Genomic DNA, 15561 nt, shown 5'->3' with positions numbered 1-15561 from the left:
TAAACCCAAAGAAAATGGGTGTACCTGAAGTATATATTGTGATATGAAGGTCTGAAAATGAACACTTTTTGCCGAAGCTAAAAGGTCTGAATGTAGGCGGATAGATTTTGACTGCCGTCCAATTCCATTTTTTTTCGCAGCCGGTACCGCGCTTTCTCTACAGCTGACAGTGACGTGTGCATGAGCTGTGCTATTTCTTTTGATGACAGGCTTAACTTAAGATATGCACAGAGCTTCTGATCATTGGCCGTAAGAGAAGGGTGCCGTGCTATCAGATTGTTAAAAAAATTCTGATTGACTTGTTCAAAATGTAGTTTGAAAGTTTCCCAGTTTTTATCAAATGCCAGGTCCTGTTCGATCATCTTCAATAAAGGTTTAAAATCTGACTCAATAGACGAATGCTGAGAATATTTTTTTACCTGCTCAAGTACTGTATTCTTTCTGGAAAGATGCAGAGTCATTGTAGACAACTTCTGGTTTTGTTTAGCTATAGCCATTTGTTTTTGTGTGTTTTTTAACTTCATCCGGTTATATCTAAACGAGAATATAATGGAAAAGAAAACGGACTGACACAATACTCCAGAGAAAAGAAACAGGTCATCGTATTTTGTAGTTATATGTGCAAACCCGGTAGCAAAGAAGAGGTATATGAGTGTCCCAAGGAAAAAGGGTAAGTTTGCTAGAAGGAAAAATAGTGAAAATGGTATTTTTTTTAGATATGCACTTATAGAGATGTATAAAAAGCCTACAACAACAATGGAAATGACTATATAGTCGGCTAACACCAGATAAAACTTGCCAGGTGTAAACATGGCAATTATAGGTACAAGACCCAAAATTCCCATAAAGATATCAAAAACCAATTTTTCATGCGGGAAATGCGTTTTAAAGTCGATCAGATGATACATTACCAATATGGCAGTAATAGTAATGATGGATGAGCCTAAGGCAATATCAAGAAATGGTATGTAAGCCGGGAAATTAGGGATATACGAAAAGACGGCAATAAGCTGACCACTGTTGTGACTTATGGTGTACACCCACAACAGTAGATATGTTATAAAAATAATAAGCGCTTTTTCACGAGAGTATGAATACAAAAAGAACAAAAAAATAATTATGCACAGTAGAAAACCTTGCAGGAAAGGTGCAATGTAGCTACCTGAAGTGTTTGCAGAAATCAGCTTGGGGGTTGAAACAGATAGAGGCTTTATTCCATTTGGTATTCTTATGCTATTCAAGGAAAAAGAGAGTTTTACATAGCCAAAAGCTTGTTTGTGCTCGGGTACCCTCAATAACAGTTTATTTTTGAAAGGAACATCTCGTTCCAAGTAAGGAACCAAATGCCCCGTTTTTTGGACAGTCCAGGTGCCCGTACTGTCCGCCGTGTAAAATTCAACAAACGACCAATCTGAAAACACTAGAAAATCCTCAATTTCTCTCAAATTCAATTTTACCCAATAAACCTTATCGTCCTGGGGCCGTAAAGTATACGGAAAGGTTACCTGGGTAAAAGCGGCATGTGAAATTTGATCTATTGTGGCGGCTCCAGTGCTGTCAATGTATAATCCTCCTTCTAACTGTTTCGCTGCGTATGCGTCGAGTTGAAATAATAAGAACAATAAAAGGGCTATTCTTCGTAAAATCATAATTGTTTCAATGCCTTCTCAGCGGCACAGTGGTATACAAATGTAAAACTTGCCAGCTCCGCAACCTAAAAACGTATGCTCTTAATGGCCTATAACTTCACGTAGCTCCATGCTTTGAAATACCCTTAGGGCTTTAATATAGCAGCAAACGTTTAATAAAGCACATCACCCTTCTTGCGACCAGTTTTTTGCAAGATGCTAAACCATGTATACCTTCTTTCCTTAGTGTATTTTAAGGAAATCTCAAAAGTTTTCTATTTGCCTTATCCTTTTTTTATCTTCAGACTTTATACCTTAACCTATAATTTATGCGAAACGTTCTGTTTATACTAGGTGTGCTGATAGCTCAGTTGGCTGTTGGTCAAACTCACTCTTCTGTTTTTATAAAGAATGCTACTTATTTAGATGTAAAGAAGGGTAAATATATAAAGGGAGTTAATCTTCTGATACGAGATAGCCAAATTGCTGAGATAGGGAGAAAAGTAAAAAAGCCTGAAGGTGCCATTGAACTTGATGCTAGTGGTAAATACATTATTCCCGGTCTTATAGATGCTCATATTCATTTCTTTCAGTCTGGAGGGTTATACACTCGCCCAGATGCTATAGACTTAAGAGATGTTAGGCCATATAATAATGAACTTCTCTACATGCATGAGAATTTGGATAATACCTTAGATAGATATTTGAAAGTGGGTATTACCACTGTATATGATGTAGGAGGACCTATGGCTAATTATGATATTAGAGAAAAGGCCAGTAGGAAAGATGTGGCTCCTAATGTTTTTCTTACTGGTCCGCTCATTTCTACCTATCAGCCTAAAGCTTTTGAAATAGAAGATCCGCCCATTATAAAAGTAAATACAGAGGAGGAGGCTAGGGAAATGGTAAGAAAACAGCTGCCATATAAACCAGATTTCATTAAGATATGGTATATCAATTTGCCAGATCTTCCGTCAGACCAAACTTATCAGCTTATTGAGGCAGGAATTGAAGAAAGTCATCAAAATAATTTGCCCGTGGCAGTGCATGCTACCGAGCTAAATACAGCTAAGCTGGCTATAAAGGCAGGAGCTGATTTTTTGGTACATAATGTAGATGATAAGCCCGTTGATTACGAGTTTATCCAATTACTAAAGGATAATCATGTTACGCTGGTGCCTACTCTTATTGTGGCAGGTAAGTATAACCAAGTGTTTTCTCAGAATAACCACCTCGCTACGGCGGACTTTAAATATGCCGATCCTTTTGTGCTCGGATCATTATTTGACCTGCAACATATCGCTGGCAAGAAGGAGCTGATTGAAAAATATAAGAACTACGGTGAAAAAGGGAAGGAGCGCCTGGCCGTGGCAGATGGTATGAGGAAGGCTAATTTAAAAGCACTATATGATGCAGGTGTAAAAATAGCCACTGGCACCGATGCTGGTAATGTTGGGACACACCATGCAAGCTCTTATTTTGAAGAATTAAAGTGGATGAAAGAGAGTGGCATGGCTCATATAGATATCATTAGAGCATCTACCATAAATGCAGCGGAAATATTGAATAAGGATAAATTAGGGAATATTAATGAAGGGATGCAGGCCGATCTCGTTATTACTCATATAGATCCTCTCGCAGAAATTAATTTTGTGGATGGCATTGAGTATACCATTTCATCAGGAAATTTGATTAAAACGGATACCCTTCTGTCCGATTCTCCTGAGATGCTGGCGCAAAAACAACTCAACGCTTATAATGCCAGAGATATTGAGGCATTTTTAGAGCCTTATGCAGAAGATGTGAAGGTATATGAGTTTCCTAATAAACTGACAATGGAAGGCAAGGAAGCCATGCGAAAAGCGTATTCGGGCATGTTTGAGAAAGTTACTAATCTTCATTGCGAATTGGTAAACCGGATAGTTCAAGGTAACACGGTTATTGATCAGGAGTCAGTTACAGGCTTTGGGGAAGATAAATTTGAGGCCATAGCCGTGTATAAAGTTAAGGATGGAAAGATCGCAGAGGTTTACTTCCTAAGATAGATATAATAGTGAGTAATTTCAGCCCTTCAATCTGAAAAATCTGCTGTAACTGCTATTCTCAGCAAAGAGCTTTTAAAATAAAATTTTGCTATATCATCATCAAAAACAAATCGGAATTTAGAATGATAAAACCGAAAAAATTGAAGAATTTCTATGTGATTACAGGAGGTCCAGGGGTTGGAAAAACCACTTTATTAGAGGAGTTAAGCTCACAGGGATATGAATTTATTCCTGAAATTGCTAGAGAGTTGATTAAGGAGCAGGTGGAAAATGGGGGAGAGGCACTGCCCTGGAAGAACAAGGAGTTGTATAAGGAAATTATGTTTGAGCGTTCTATAAGCAGTTTTGAACAAGTAGAGGAAAATCTGAGGACTCGTAAGATGCCCATTTTTTTTGACCGCGGATTCTTAGATAGTATTGGTTACGCTGATCTTATTCAATTAGAAATTAGTGAAAGAATGAATGATTACGCTAAAAACTGGAGGTACAATGAAACTGTTTTTATCCTTCCTCCATGGCAAGAAATTTATAAAACTGATAGTGAGCGAAAACAGGATTGGGAAGAAGCAGTTGTGACATTTGATCAAATGCGAGAAACCTATGAAAGATACGGATATAATATCGTGGAAATACCTAAAGTGGCTGTAAGAGAAAGAGCTGACTTTGTGATGAAATTTATTGAGAATTAAAATATATAGATTACTTTGAGGTCCTTTGCCTGGTAATGGGGGCTAATTATAATAAATCTTAGTCAGCCTCTAAATTAATTCCTTATCAGAGCTAGGGTATAGGGGGCATAACAAACTTCCATTGAAGAGTATATTTGGTTTGTGTAGCATTGGTGAAAGTTTGTTAGATTAGAAGAGAACTATATAGATCGGCTACAGGTAATGGATTCCTTATTATTTTGTAAAGGCCGTAGTAATCTTAAATAATGTACTATGAAACGTAAACTCAACAAAAACCTTCTATTCATTGCAGCCGGGCTTTGCTTAATATCTAGTGCATTTTTGATTTCTCAATATACTCACCTTCATGACTCGCTAAAAGGGATGTTATATGGCGTTTCTATGGTAGTAATTTTGTTTCCATTTATTCGTATTAAAAGAATTAACGGCTAATAGCCTCAATAAATCATCTAAGCTAACCTGCTTATTATCGTCTCACCGCTGTTTTTGATATCTTTCAACAGTTAGATAAAAGGCTTTTGTGCTTTGCTATAAGTGAAGTAACAGATGAGTTTTGAGATATTACTTGACACATCAAGTAATCGTAAATCTTGAAATCACCGACAAGCACTGCCTTATATGTCATTCATACAATTTTAAGGCTTATTTTGAGCTATCTATTAAAAAATGAATAACCATTAAGTACACTCATACCATATAAATCACGTGTGTGGAGTGATAGAATTTTTAACTTTGTAGTTAGAGGTAGAAATTTTCAATAATTGGGTTTCCAAGAGGTTATGTGCCATCCTGTTGAATCAAATTAAGAAGAATAAAGAATGCGAAAAATACTGATAATAATAGGATGTGTGATCACATTTTTAATAGTGTTAGTGATGAGTAACCCTGCCATAGTCTTTGGTCTAGCACCATGGAAATCTCAAAAAATCATTTATAGGCACCGTCTGGATCAGCAACATAGGATAGAGTTTCAGATGCAGGATGTGGGAGCCTTAGGCTATAACAGAAGAATCGTGGAGATTAAGCCCTTTTTATTCTTTCATTTAACAGAAGAAATTGATACTAGTAATATTGATAAGAATGAATGGCTCCAAGTGGACGAGGAAATTAATGAGATAGAGTTTAAAGGAGCGTGAACTTATGAATAGACTATGTCGTCGCTTTGCCTCTGCCTAAGATGGGCAACACACATGAATAAGGTGGCACGCCCAAGTTAATGGTAGTAAACAGGTTTTGAATTAAGAAAATTTAAAAGCTTATTTTCTAAATTATGGCTTTCTTAATTTGGTCATAGAATACGTTCTTAATACAGGTTCTCCCGCTTTGCTTTTTACTTGTTCTTCCTTTTGCAGAGTTTGTATCATTTGTAAGTCAGTGATGCTTACCAGCTCTTCCAGGTCTTTGGGATCATAAAGTCTGAATTTTTCACCTACAAAAGGAAGGTTTTTCATAAAATCTTTATTCGCATAAGTCAGTATACAAATGCCACCTGGCTTTAAAGTCCTTTCAATTTCCTGCATCAGTTTTTCTCGATTAGCCCAGAAGTATATCGTATTTACGCTAAAAGTTCTATTAAAGGAATTGTCAGGAAAAGGGATATTTATACCATCATATAGGTTGAACTCAGCCTCCTGGTTCTGGTTATTGTTTTTAGCCTCGTGCATCATGGTTTCTGATATTTCTAAGCCAAAATATTTCATGTACTTACCTGCATTCAGTACTTCATCCAAATGACCACAGTTGCCATGACCGAGCTCTAAAACCTGGTGTCCGTTTTGAAGTTCTAGAAATTCAATGGTGTTTAAGGTCATCCCGATATTGCTTTCATTCATATTTTTACCTACTTCAGTGCCCATTTCACCACTGGGGCAGCTGAGTTGTTTTTCTAGTTCTTCTATCTGCTCTTTAGTTAATTGTTTATCCATAAATGTAAGGTTATAGTCAATAGATGCATGCCAAACATACCAAAATACCTTTGATATGTTAATCTATGATATTTTAAATTTATTAACTCAGAAAATCAGTTAATAGTATAGCCCATGCTGAATAATCACTGATTCCCGTGATTTAATTGAGTAGGGAATAATATAGCTTTGAGGCATCAACAATAGGGAATATAACACCCTTTTAACTGAAAAAATCTATGAAAGAGCTTGATAAGAATATCCATGATCATGTTACCATACTATGTGAAGAAGGTGATGAGTTGGCAGAGCAGGAGGATCTAAAAGGAGCTTTAGCCAAATACTGGGAAGCCTTTGATCATCTGCCTGAGCCACAAACCCTTTGGGAGGCTACCACATGGGTACTTACAGCCATTGGAGATGCTAACTTTTCAGGAGGTGATTATAAAGCTGGAGTGGATAATTTAAGTTATGCCATGCATTGTCCGAAAGCTATTGGTAATCCGTTTATCCACCTGAGGTTGGGGCAGTGTCAGCTGGAGCAAGGTAATGAAAAAAGAGCCGCAGAAGAGCTAACCAGGGCTTATGCCATCGCTGGATCAGAAATTTTTGAAGATGATGACCCTAAATATTTTGAGTTTTTAAAGTCTAAAATTGACATGTAATATCGGTTTTGCAGTCCATTATTCTTTTGAACATGGTAAGGTTATAGTGAATATTTTTATTTTTAAAATCCTTTTCCTACCTTGCAGACATCACTTTGGGGGTGCCAATACGCTGGCTGAGAAATACCCTTAGAACCTGATCCCGGTAATGCGGGCGCAGGGAAAAGTAGCGAACACACAAATCTATATTGAATTGCTATCTGGTAATTCATCCTCGTTATTCATCTCTGAAGTGCATATTTCTATTAAAAAAAGATTTTATGGACTTCACTATCAACGACCAACCATTTTCTGTAGATCAAGATTCCCTCACCTTAGAAGAGGTATTAGCTCTTAAAGGGTTTGAAAATTTGCAAGGAGTAGCCGTGGCTGTTAATCAGCAGGTGGTGCCACGTACTGCCTGGAAGAAAAAGTCTATAAAATCTCATGATCAATTATTAATCATCACCGCTACACAGGGCGGCTAAACCCATTGAGTTATGAGAGGAATAGACAAAACTCCAGAGATGGAGTGCATTACCCGAGATCCATTTCCCAAGTCAAAGAAGATTTATGTGCCGGGCAAAATCCATGATATACAAGTGGCCATGCGCGAAATCTATTTGAGTGATACCAGTTTGAAGTTTAACCCGGAAGCCCCGGTAGAGAAAAACCCTCCGGTTACGGTGTATGACACTAGCGGTCCTTACACAGATCCTAATGTGGAAATTGATGTAAAAAAGGGCTTGCCTAAGCTTCGCGAGGCATGGATTAACCAAAGAAACGACACTGAGGTGCTTACAGGAATCTCCTCTGCTTATGGCAATCAGCGTTTGAATGATGCCTCCCTTGATGATTTACGTTTTGCCTATCTGGAAAACCCCAGAAAGGCTAAAAAAGGCCAAAATGTAACCCAACTGCATTATGCCAGAAAAGGGATTATCACCCCTGAAATGGAGTACATTGCCATAAGGGAAAATCAAAAAATTGAAGAGTGGAATCATCTGAATGTTCAGCATGAAGGCCAGAGTTTTGGAGCTAACACGCCTAAGGGGCTCATTACCCCTGAGTTTGTAAGAGATGAAGTAGCCAAGGGCAGGGCTATTATACCCGCTAATATCAATCACCCGGAAGCAGAGCCTATGATTATAGGTAGAAATTTCCTGGTGAAAATCAATGCTAATATTGGTAATTCTGTGGTCACTTCCAGTATTGAGGAAGAGGTAGAAAAGGCAGTGTGGGCTTGCCATTGGGGTGCTGATACTATAATGGATCTTTCTACAGGTAAAAATATCCATGAGACAAGAGAGTGGATATTGCGTAATTCGCCGGTGCCTATTGGTACAGTGCCTATTTATCAGGCCTTGGAAAAGGTAAATGGCAAAGCAGAAGACCTTACCTGGGAAATATTTAGAGATACGCTAATAGAGCAGGCAGAGCAGGGGGTAGATTACTTCACCATTCATGCTGGGGTAAGACTTAAATATGTACCGCTTACCGCGAAAAGAGTGACCGGAATAGTTTCTCGTGGGGGATCTATTATGGCCAAATGGTGTTTGGCGCATCATAAAGAGAGCTTTTTGTATACTCATTTTGAGGAGATTTGCGAAATAATGAAGGCCTATGACGTGTCCTTTTCATTAGGAGATGGTCTGCGTCCAGGTTCTTTGGCCGATGCCAATGACAGGGCTCAGTTTGCTGAACTAGAAACTCTGGGTGAGCTCACCAAAATAGCCTGGAAGCACGATGTGCAGGTGATGATAGAAGGCCCCGGACATGTGCCTATGCATATGATTAAGGAGAATATGGAGAAGCAATTAGAGGCTTGTGATGAAGCTCCTTTTTATACTTTAGGGCCACTTACTACGGACATTGCACCAGGTTATGATCATATCACTTCGGGTATTGGGGCGGCTATGATTGGCTGGTATGGTTGTGCCATGCTGTGCTATGTTACGCCAAAAGAGCACCTGGGATTGCCTAATAAAAAGGATGTAAAAGATGGGGTGATCACCTATAAAATAGCCGCTCATGCAGCAGACCTGGCCAAAGGACATCCCGGAGCCCAATATAGAGATAATGCTTTGAGTAAAGCTCGCTTCGAGTTCCGCTGGGAAGATCAGTTCAACTTATCTCTAGACCCAGATACGGCTAGCCAGTTTCATGATGAAACCCTACCGGCTGAAGGAGCCAAAGTAGCTCACTTCTGCAGTATGTGTGGTCCTAACTTCTGCTCTATGAAAATTACGCAAGATGTACGTGATTTTGCTAAAGAGAATAACCTTACTGATGAAAGTGCCATTGAAAAGGGTATGGAAGAAAAGGCCTCTGAGTTTAAACAGCAAGGCAGTAATATTTACCTAGAGCAATAGTTTATGCAGGTCGTGATCATCACCCATGAGCGTAACTGTGAAGGAGAAATAGATACGGTAAAGCAAATACTGGATCAAGGACTTCACCTGCATATCAGAAAACCTCATTACTCAGATTCGGAGTTGAGTAACTACTTAGAACAATTACCAAAAGAGTGCAGAAATCAGGTTGTATTGCACGGTAACGTTCAATTAGCGGAAGCTTTCCAATTGGGAGGCTTCCACTTAAAAAGTACACAAGAGCATAAACTGGCAAGTAACTGGAGTGGTAGCCTGTCGAGGTCCTTTCATACTTGGAAAGCATTGAAAAGCTATCAATGGCCGCTGAGTTATGCGTTTTTGAGTCCTGTTTTTAATAGTATTTCTAAGCAGAACTATAAAGCTCAGTTTGATCATGAGCAGCTCAAAGAGGAATTGACTAAAGATAGTAATATTCCTGTGCTGGCTTTGGGAGGTGTTACGGTAGATCTTTTGGGGACTGTAGTAGAGATGGGATTTGCAGGCGCCGCACTGCTAGGAGAGGTGTGGACGAAGCCCACGGTGAAAGAAAGACTGCAGATCATCCATCAAATTAAAGAATATGCTTGAGGGCGGCTTAGCTGCAACCCAAAGCTGGATGTATGAAATGCAGCAAGTAGCTAAAAAGGCCTTTGAGCAAAATTATTAATTGAAATGATAGACCGATTACATTATATATCGCAAGAAGGAGCGCATGGTGAGAACCATGTACAGATGATAGAACGAGCCTGTAAAGCAAGGGTGAGTTGGGTGCAGCTTCGCATCAAAGAAGCTTCTGAGGCTTATATACTAGAGCAGGCTGAGCAGGCTGCTGAAATATGTAAAAAATATGGAGCCAAACTCATTATCAATGATCATCCGCATATAGCTATGCAAGTAAAAGCCGATGGTGTGCACCTCGGGCAGCAAGACGCGGACCCGCTGGAGGCAAGGAGGCTTTTAGGAGATGACTTTATCATAGGAGGTACGGCAAACACTTGGGAGCATGTAGAAGGCTTAATTAAAAAAGGGGTGAATTACATTGGTTTGGGGCCTTTTCGCTTTACCGCCACCAAAGAAAAGCTGAGTCCTATACTTGGGTTAGAGGGGTATGAGCAAATAATTAAACGCATGCGTCTATTGCCCTTGCAGGTTCCTGTAATCGCTATAGGAGGTTTGTCTTTGGAAGATGTGCCATCGCTAAGGTCACTTGGGGTACATGGTGTGGCAGTGGCCTCGCTGATTAATAAGTCTGAAGAGCCTACCAATATCATCAAAAAATTAAAAATTGCATTAAATGAAGAATTTGAAAATAGCTAATAAATTATTTAACTCGCGTCTTATTCTGGGATCAGGAAAGTTTAGTAACCCCGGTTTAATGAGCGCAGCTATTACAGCTTCCGCTACTGAGTTGGTAACGGTGGCATTGAAAAGAGTGAATTTAGGGTCAGAGCAAGATGATATGCTTGAGGCTGTAGGATCAGTAGATCTTTTGCCCAATACCTCTGGCGTACGTACAGCCAGGGAGGCTGTATTTGCCGCAGAAATGGCAAGAGAAGCCTTGGGAACTAACTGGCTTAAGCTGGAGATCCATCCTGATCCGAAGTATTTACTACCTGATCCGGTGGAAACCCTCATGGCCACAATTGAGCTTGCGAAGAAAGGTTTTGTAGTAATGCCGTATGTTCATGCAGATCCGGTTTTGTGTAAACGGCTGGAAGAAGCCGGAGCGGCATGTGTAATGCCTCTCGGAGCACCGATTGGCAGTAATAAGGGGTTGAAAACGCTTGATTTTTTACAAATTATTATAGAACAAAGTCAGGTACCAGTGGTAGTAGATGCGGGCATTGGGGCTCCTTCTCATGCTGCCCAAGCCATGGAAATGGGAGCTGATGCGGTATTGGTAAACACAGCCATTGCCGTATCTGGAGATCCTGAGAAAATGGCTCAGGCCTTTAAAATGGCAGTGGAAGCAGGCAGAATGGCTTATGAATCTAAGCTGGGAGCCATTGCCGATCAGGCACAAGCCAGTAGCCCATTAACTTCTTTTATCGATGCCTAGTTTTAAAGATGTATTTGAAAAATACGATTGGGAGGCTTTAAAAGCGGATATCTATAATAAAAAGGCCGCTGATGTAGAACGTGCTTTGGCCAAAACCAACCGTGATCTGGAAGATTTTAAGGCGCTAATATCTCCTGCTGCTGATAATTATCTGGAAGAAATGGCCAGGCAAAGTAAACAGGATACCTTGCAGCGTTTTGGCAATACCATACAGATGTATGCTCCGTTATATCTCTCTAATGAATGCCAAAATATATGTACTTATTGTGGCTTTAGTTTGGGTAATAAGCTGCCTCGAAAAACACTTAATCCTATTGAAATTGATAAGGAAGTAGAAGCCATAAAAAAAATGGGATTTGAGCATGTGCTGTTAGTAACGGGCGAAGCCAATAAAATGGTGGGAGTGCCTTATTTTAAAAAGGTACTTGAGCAAATTCGTACTCAGTTTGCTAACGTAAGTATGGAGGTGCAGCCTTTAGATGAAGCGGATTATCATGAGTTAATTCCCTACGGATTACACGCTGTATTAGTCTATCAGGAAACGTATCATCAGGCTGATTATGCCAAGCATCACCCAAAAGGGAAGAAATCAAATTTTTTATATCGATTGGAAACGCCTGACCGACTAGGCAGGGCAGGGGTGCATAAAATGGGGCTGGGAGTGCTCATAGGTTTGGAAGACTGGCGCGTAGACAGCTTTTTTGTAGCCTTGCACCTCAGGTATTTAGAGCAGACTTACTGGCGCACCAAGTATAGTATCTCCTTTCCTAGACTCAGGCCTTTTTCCGGTGGACTTGAGCCTAAAGTGGAAATGACTGATAGGCAGCTGGTACAGCAGATTACCGCTTACCGTTTATTGAATAAGGATGTAGAGCTTTCATTATCAACTCGAGAGGCCATGAAATTTAGAGATCATGTTTTTCAGCTGGGCATTACTTCTATGAGTGCCGGCTCTAAAACTAATCCAGGAGGCTATGCAGTGGCTCCAGAGTCGTTAGAACAGTTTGAGATTTCAGACGAACGCTCACCACAAGAAATAGCTCAATTAATCAAATCAAAAGGCTATGAGCCTGTTTGGAAGGACTGGGATACCGCATTAGAATATGTTACTAAGTAAAGCAGAAGAAAATCAATATAGCAGGCAGCTAATCCTTAAGGGATTTGGTGCAGAAAAGCAGGAGGCCTTAAAAGCGGCCAGGGTACTGGTGATAGGTGCCGGTGGTTTGGGCTGTCCTGCGCTCTTGTATCTGGCTGCTGCAGGCGTCGGCACTTTGGGCATAATAGATGGAGATGTAGTGGAAATCTCCAACCTGCATAGGCAAGTACTGTACACACATGATGATATTGGTGAAAATAAGGCCGAATGTGCTGCCAAGAGGTTGCAAGCCAATAATCCTTTTATAGACGTAACCGTTTATAAAGAAGCTTTGGATAATAGTAATGCCCTGGAAATTATTACTCATTATGATTTGGTAATAGATGGTACTGATAATTTCCATACACGCTATTTAATTAATGATGCTTGCGTAATACTCAGTAGGCCTTTTGTTTATGGTGCTATTGCTCAGTTTGAAGGACAAGTAAGTGTTTTTAATTATAAAAATGGTCCGACTTACCGTTGCCTGTTCCCCGAACCACCACTTCCTGGTACAGTAGCTTCTTGTTCAGAAGCAGGGGTGATTGGTGTATTCCCGGGTCTCATAGGTACCTATCAGGCTATGGAAGCTATTAAAATGATAACAGGTTTAGGTAAGGTTAGGGCAGGTAGTTTATTGGTGATCAATACTTTGGAAAATACACAATACACCTTGAAAATATCGCTTAATGCAGCTAATAAAAATATAATTGAGTTATCTGATTATGAGTGGTTTTGTGGGGTAGGGCAGGTGCCGGAGATGTCAGTGGATGAGGTAAAAAAGAAGCAGTTAAAAGATCAATTTACTTTGCTTGACGTGCGCGAACCTCACGAAGTGGAGGCCTATAATATAGGGGGTCTTTTTATACCTCTCTCAGAGTTGACAGATCATTATGATCGTATTCCTGATCAGGAAATAGTGGTAGTGTGCCAGTCAGGAATCAGGAGTGCGAGAGCGGTAAATATTTTAAAGCAAAAGGGTTTTACAGCTGTTTATAGCTTGGCTGGCGGACTAAACGCCTGGAAAAATAGCTAGTCGCACTTTTTATACTTTTGTTCCCAAGTTTCTAATTGTTTGAAGATGGGTAATAACTCCAGCCCTTTGGCGGATAAGCTGTACTCCACCCTGGGAGGAACCTCTTTATGCTCCTCTCGTAAAAGTATACCATCAGCTACTAGCTCTTTTAGCTGTTCAGTAAGCACTTTGCGAGAAATAATGTGGATGAGAGCGGCAATGCTACCAAAACGTAATGTCTTTTTGCCTATAGCACAAATTATTATAGGTTTCCATTTGGTGCCTAGTGAGTTCATGGCATCTGCCAGTGAGCAATTACATTCCGCCAGTTTTTTTCGCGTCATAGCTATTAGTTACAAAAAGGTTACCACTTTCTTTATGATATTGGTTACGAAATATAACCAATAATAGTTTCTTTTCGTAACTAAAATTATTGACATGAAAAGAAAATTGAAGATATGAATTTAGAATCTTTATTCGAACCATTCTCATATAGAGGATTATCGTTAAAAAACAGGTTTGTTATGGCTCCTATGACTCGTACTAAGTCACCTCAGGGTGTACCTACTGATCAGGTAGCTGATTACTACTCCCGTCGTGCTGCTTCAGACTTAGGCCTCATTCTCACCGAAGGTACTGTAATAGACAGACCCTCATCTAAAAATCACCCTGACATCCCTAATTTTTATGGCGAAGCGCTTAATAGCTGGGAGAAAGTGGTGCAAGATGTACATGCTAACGGTGGAAAGATAGCACCTCAGATATGGCACGTGGGAAATACCACTATTCCAGACGTTACCATGCCTGACCCTATGGAAGGCCCGGAAACCATGAGTGTAGAAGATATAGAAGATGCTATTCAGAAGTTTGCTGAGTCTGCCGCTGCAGCCAAGAGGTTGGGTTTCGATACGCTGGAGCTGCACGGTGCACATGGTTACCTGATAGATCAGTTTTTCTGGCCAGGCACTAATAATCGTACCGATGAGTATGGAGGAGACACCATTGCTAAACGAAATAAGTTTGCTATAGAAGTAATAAAAGCGGTGCGTGCAGCGGTAGGTAAGGATATGGTGATCATTTTAAGGCTTTCTCAGTGGAAGCAGCAGGATTTTTCTGTGAAGATAGCACAAAACCCTACAGAAATGGAGCAGTGGCTACAGCCATTGGCCGATGCAGGGGTAGACATCTTCCATTGTTCTCAGAGGCGTTTTTGGGAGCCAGAGTTTGAAGATTCTGATCTTAACTTTGCTGGATGGGCTAAGAAGATTACCGGTCAACCCACCATTACTGTAGGTAGTGTAGGCCTTAGTGGAGATTTCTTAGGCAGTTTTGCAGGCCAAGGAGCAGAGAAAAATAATAACCTAGACGAGCTGGTGAGAAGGTATGATAGAGGAGATTTTGATTTAATAGCCGTAGGAAGAGCCATTTTACAGGATTTTGAGTGGGTGAAAAAAGTGAAGGAAGGAAAGCTTGATGAGCTGAAAGAATTTTCACCAGAAAGCCTTGGTGTATATTATTAAAATCCAGACGTGTTTTGTGTAAAGTGAAGAGCTGCCCGAGAGGGCGGCTTTTTTTGTGCCCTCATGCAAGGATATGGAAATAGGCTAAAATATCTATTTATACATTTCCTTCTACTTCAATGCAGGCTAACTCCTATAATCTAGCCTTTGAAGCAGGATATATTTAGTGATACATCTATTCATTGGTTTAAGTAAAGCTTTTCATACAGCTGTTTGCTTGGTTAATCTACTGCCTACATTCCATAGCTTGTGTTCCTTACTTTTTTGCAATCGAGCAAAAAAGTAACAAAAAAATCTTTCTTGCTGTGAGGTCTTCCGCCCACAGGTGCATTTCATATAAATGAATTGCCACTAAGGACTTGATAATAGCCTGTTTTCCAAACCTCTTTCACCTCACGATGGTACAGCAAGATAATACCACTACCGAGTCACGCTGAACACGTCTAGACGGTAAATATTTCTTTCGAAACCTTCCTGTCAAAGACCCGGTATGGATTTGCAACAAAAAACTGGACAATAAATTAAGCACATTTAGATTGGTTTTGTTTAT

15 protein-coding genes and 1 riboswitch are annotated in these 15561 nt (G+C 40.0%); of the genes, 12 read left to right on the top strand and 3 right to left on the bottom strand.

The genetic code is table 11. The features are described from left to right. Nucleotides 1–77: 77 nt before the first annotated feature. On the bottom strand, nucleotides 78–1649 hold the full coding sequence (locus JL102_RS03420; protein WP_202242518.1) for a 7TM diverse intracellular signaling domain-containing protein: 1572 nt from the start codon (nucleotides 1647–1649) through the stop codon (nucleotides 78–80). Nucleotides 1650–1957: 308 nt separating this feature from the next. Here JL102_RS03420 and JL102_RS23460 point away from each other — a divergent pair, with 308 nt between their 5' ends. The 3 genes from JL102_RS23460 to JL102_RS03405 all read left to right on the top strand — a co-directional run bounded on the left by JL102_RS23460 (nucleotide 1958) and on the right by JL102_RS03405 (nucleotide 5498). Next, nucleotides 1958–3673 carry an amidohydrolase family protein gene (locus JL102_RS23460; protein ID WP_237390376.1) on the top strand — a complete coding sequence of 572 codons (1716 nt, stop codon included), beginning with the start codon at nucleotides 1958–1960 and terminating at the stop codon, nucleotides 3671–3673. A 140-nt stretch (nucleotides 3674–3813) separates the two neighbouring features. Next, complete coding sequence (locus JL102_RS03410; RefSeq protein WP_237390374.1) at nucleotides 3814–4362, top strand: AAA family ATPase; 549 nt, start codon at nucleotides 3814–3816, stop codon at nucleotides 4360–4362. An 818-nt stretch (nucleotides 4363–5180) separates the two neighbouring features. Further along, entirely contained in the window at nucleotides 5181–5498 is a 318-nt protein-coding gene (locus JL102_RS03405; protein ID WP_202242514.1) for a hypothetical protein, read from the top strand. 132 nt (nucleotides 5499–5630) lie between these two features. Here the strand turns inward: JL102_RS03405 and JL102_RS03400 are convergent, their stop codons facing one another. After that, nucleotides 5631–6287, bottom strand: a complete 657-nt coding sequence (locus JL102_RS03400) for a class I SAM-dependent methyltransferase (RefSeq protein WP_202242512.1) — start codon at nucleotides 6285–6287, stop codon at nucleotides 5631–5633. 218 nt (nucleotides 6288–6505) lie between these two features. Here JL102_RS03400 and JL102_RS03395 point away from each other — a divergent pair, with 218 nt between their 5' ends. The 8 genes from JL102_RS03395 (at nucleotide 6506) to moeB (ending at nucleotide 13512) form a co-directional block, all read left to right on the top strand. Then, nucleotides 6506–6931 (top strand): tetratricopeptide repeat protein, encoded by a 426-nt coding sequence (locus JL102_RS03395; protein WP_202242510.1) that lies wholly within the window; start codon nucleotides 6506–6508, stop codon nucleotides 6929–6931. An 87-nt stretch (nucleotides 6932–7018) separates the two neighbouring features. Further along, nucleotides 7019–7111: riboswitch (TPP riboswitch) on the top strand. 80 nt (nucleotides 7112–7191) lie between these two features. Continuing rightward, nucleotides 7192–7398: a sulfur carrier protein ThiS gene (gene thiS, locus JL102_RS03390; RefSeq protein WP_202242508.1), complete on the top strand. Its 207-nt coding sequence runs from the start codon at nucleotides 7192–7194 to the stop codon at nucleotides 7396–7398. Nucleotides 7399–7410: 12 nt separating this feature from the next. Further along, complete coding sequence (gene thiC, locus JL102_RS03385) at nucleotides 7411–9282, top strand: phosphomethylpyrimidine synthase ThiC (protein ID WP_317191610.1); 1872 nt, start codon at nucleotides 7411–7413, stop codon at nucleotides 9280–9282. 3 nt (nucleotides 9283–9285) lie between these two features. Further along, nucleotides 9286–9870, top strand: coding sequence for a thiamine phosphate synthase (locus JL102_RS03380; RefSeq protein ID WP_202242506.1), 585 nt, complete (start codon nucleotides 9286–9288; stop codon nucleotides 9868–9870). An 84-nt stretch (nucleotides 9871–9954) separates the two neighbouring features. Then, nucleotides 9955–10599 (top strand): thiamine phosphate synthase, encoded by a 645-nt coding sequence (locus tag JL102_RS03375; protein WP_202242504.1) that lies wholly within the window; start codon nucleotides 9955–9957, stop codon nucleotides 10597–10599. After that, complete coding sequence (locus JL102_RS03370) at nucleotides 10577–11341, top strand: thiazole synthase (protein WP_202242502.1); 765 nt, start codon at nucleotides 10577–10579, stop codon at nucleotides 11339–11341. The genes JL102_RS03375 and JL102_RS03370 overlap by 23 nt, the downstream gene beginning before the upstream one ends. Beyond that, entirely contained in the window at nucleotides 11334–12458 is a 1125-nt protein-coding gene (gene thiH / locus JL102_RS03365) for a 2-iminoacetate synthase ThiH (protein ID WP_202242500.1), read from the top strand. The genes JL102_RS03370 and thiH overlap by 8 nt, the downstream gene beginning before the upstream one ends. Continuing rightward, on the top strand, nucleotides 12445–13512 hold the full coding sequence (moeB, locus tag JL102_RS03360) for a molybdopterin-synthase adenylyltransferase MoeB (protein ID WP_202242498.1): 1068 nt from the start codon (nucleotides 12445–12447) through the stop codon (nucleotides 13510–13512). The genes thiH and moeB overlap by 14 nt, the downstream gene beginning before the upstream one ends. On the opposite strand, the gene JL102_RS03355 is transcribed toward moeB, so the two are convergent. Then, nucleotides 13509–13835: a winged helix-turn-helix transcriptional regulator gene (locus JL102_RS03355; protein WP_202242496.1), complete on the bottom strand. Its 327-nt coding sequence runs from the start codon at nucleotides 13833–13835 to the stop codon at nucleotides 13509–13511. The genes moeB and JL102_RS03355 overlap by 4 nt on opposite strands. 114 nt (nucleotides 13836–13949) lie before the next feature. Between JL102_RS03355 and JL102_RS03350 the strand changes: the two genes are divergently transcribed. Beyond that, on the top strand, nucleotides 13950–15011 hold the full coding sequence (locus JL102_RS03350; protein WP_202242485.1) for an NADH:flavin oxidoreductase: 1062 nt from the start codon (nucleotides 13950–13952) through the stop codon (nucleotides 15009–15011). Nucleotides 15012–15561: the final 550 nt, after the last annotated feature.

Source organism: Fulvivirga sediminis (genome assembly GCF_016757215.1).
GTDB classification, from domain to species: Bacteria; Bacteroidota; Bacteroidia; order Cytophagales; family Cyclobacteriaceae; genus Fulvivirga; species Fulvivirga sediminis.
This window is presented reverse-complemented; position numbering and strand designations above follow the sequence as displayed.

Excerpts from the sequence above, each read along its gene's own strand:
- JL102_RS03420 (WP_202242518.1), bottom strand. The coding sequence starts at position 1,649 with ATGATTTTACGAAGAATAGCCCTTTTATTGTTCTTATTATTTCAACTC.
- JL102_RS23460 (WP_237390376.1), top strand. The coding sequence starts at position 1,958 with ATGCGAAACGTTCTGTTTATACTAGGTGTGCTGATAGCTCAGTTGGCT.
- JL102_RS03405 (WP_202242514.1), top strand. The coding sequence starts at position 5,181 with ATGCGAAAAATACTGATAATAATAGGATGTGTGATCACATTTTTAATA.
- JL102_RS03400 (WP_202242512.1), bottom strand. The coding sequence starts at position 6,287 with ATGGATAAACAATTAACTAAAGAGCAGATAGAAGAACTAGAAAAACAA.
- JL102_RS03395 (WP_202242510.1), top strand. The coding sequence starts at position 6,506 with ATGAAAGAGCTTGATAAGAATATCCATGATCATGTTACCATACTATGT.
- thiS (WP_202242508.1), top strand. The coding sequence starts at position 7,192 with ATGGACTTCACTATCAACGACCAACCATTTTCTGTAGATCAAGATTCC.
- thiC (WP_317191610.1), top strand. The coding sequence starts at position 7,411 with ATGAGAGGAATAGACAAAACTCCAGAGATGGAGTGCATTACCCGAGAT.
- JL102_RS03380 (WP_202242506.1), top strand. The coding sequence starts at position 9,286 with ATGCAGGTCGTGATCATCACCCATGAGCGTAACTGTGAAGGAGAAATA.
- JL102_RS03375 (WP_202242504.1), top strand. The coding sequence starts at position 9,955 with ATGATAGACCGATTACATTATATATCGCAAGAAGGAGCGCATGGTGAG.
- JL102_RS03370 (WP_202242502.1), top strand. The coding sequence starts at position 10,577 with ATGAAGAATTTGAAAATAGCTAATAAATTATTTAACTCGCGTCTTATT.
- thiH (WP_202242500.1), top strand. The coding sequence starts at position 11,334 with ATGCCTAGTTTTAAAGATGTATTTGAAAAATACGATTGGGAGGCTTTA.
- moeB (WP_202242498.1), top strand. The coding sequence starts at position 12,445 with ATGTTACTAAGTAAAGCAGAAGAAAATCAATATAGCAGGCAGCTAATC.
- JL102_RS03355 (WP_202242496.1), bottom strand. The coding sequence starts at position 13,835 with ATGACGCGAAAAAAACTGGCGGAATGTAATTGCTCACTGGCAGATGCC.
- JL102_RS03350 (WP_202242485.1), top strand. The coding sequence starts at position 13,950 with ATGAATTTAGAATCTTTATTCGAACCATTCTCATATAGAGGATTATCG.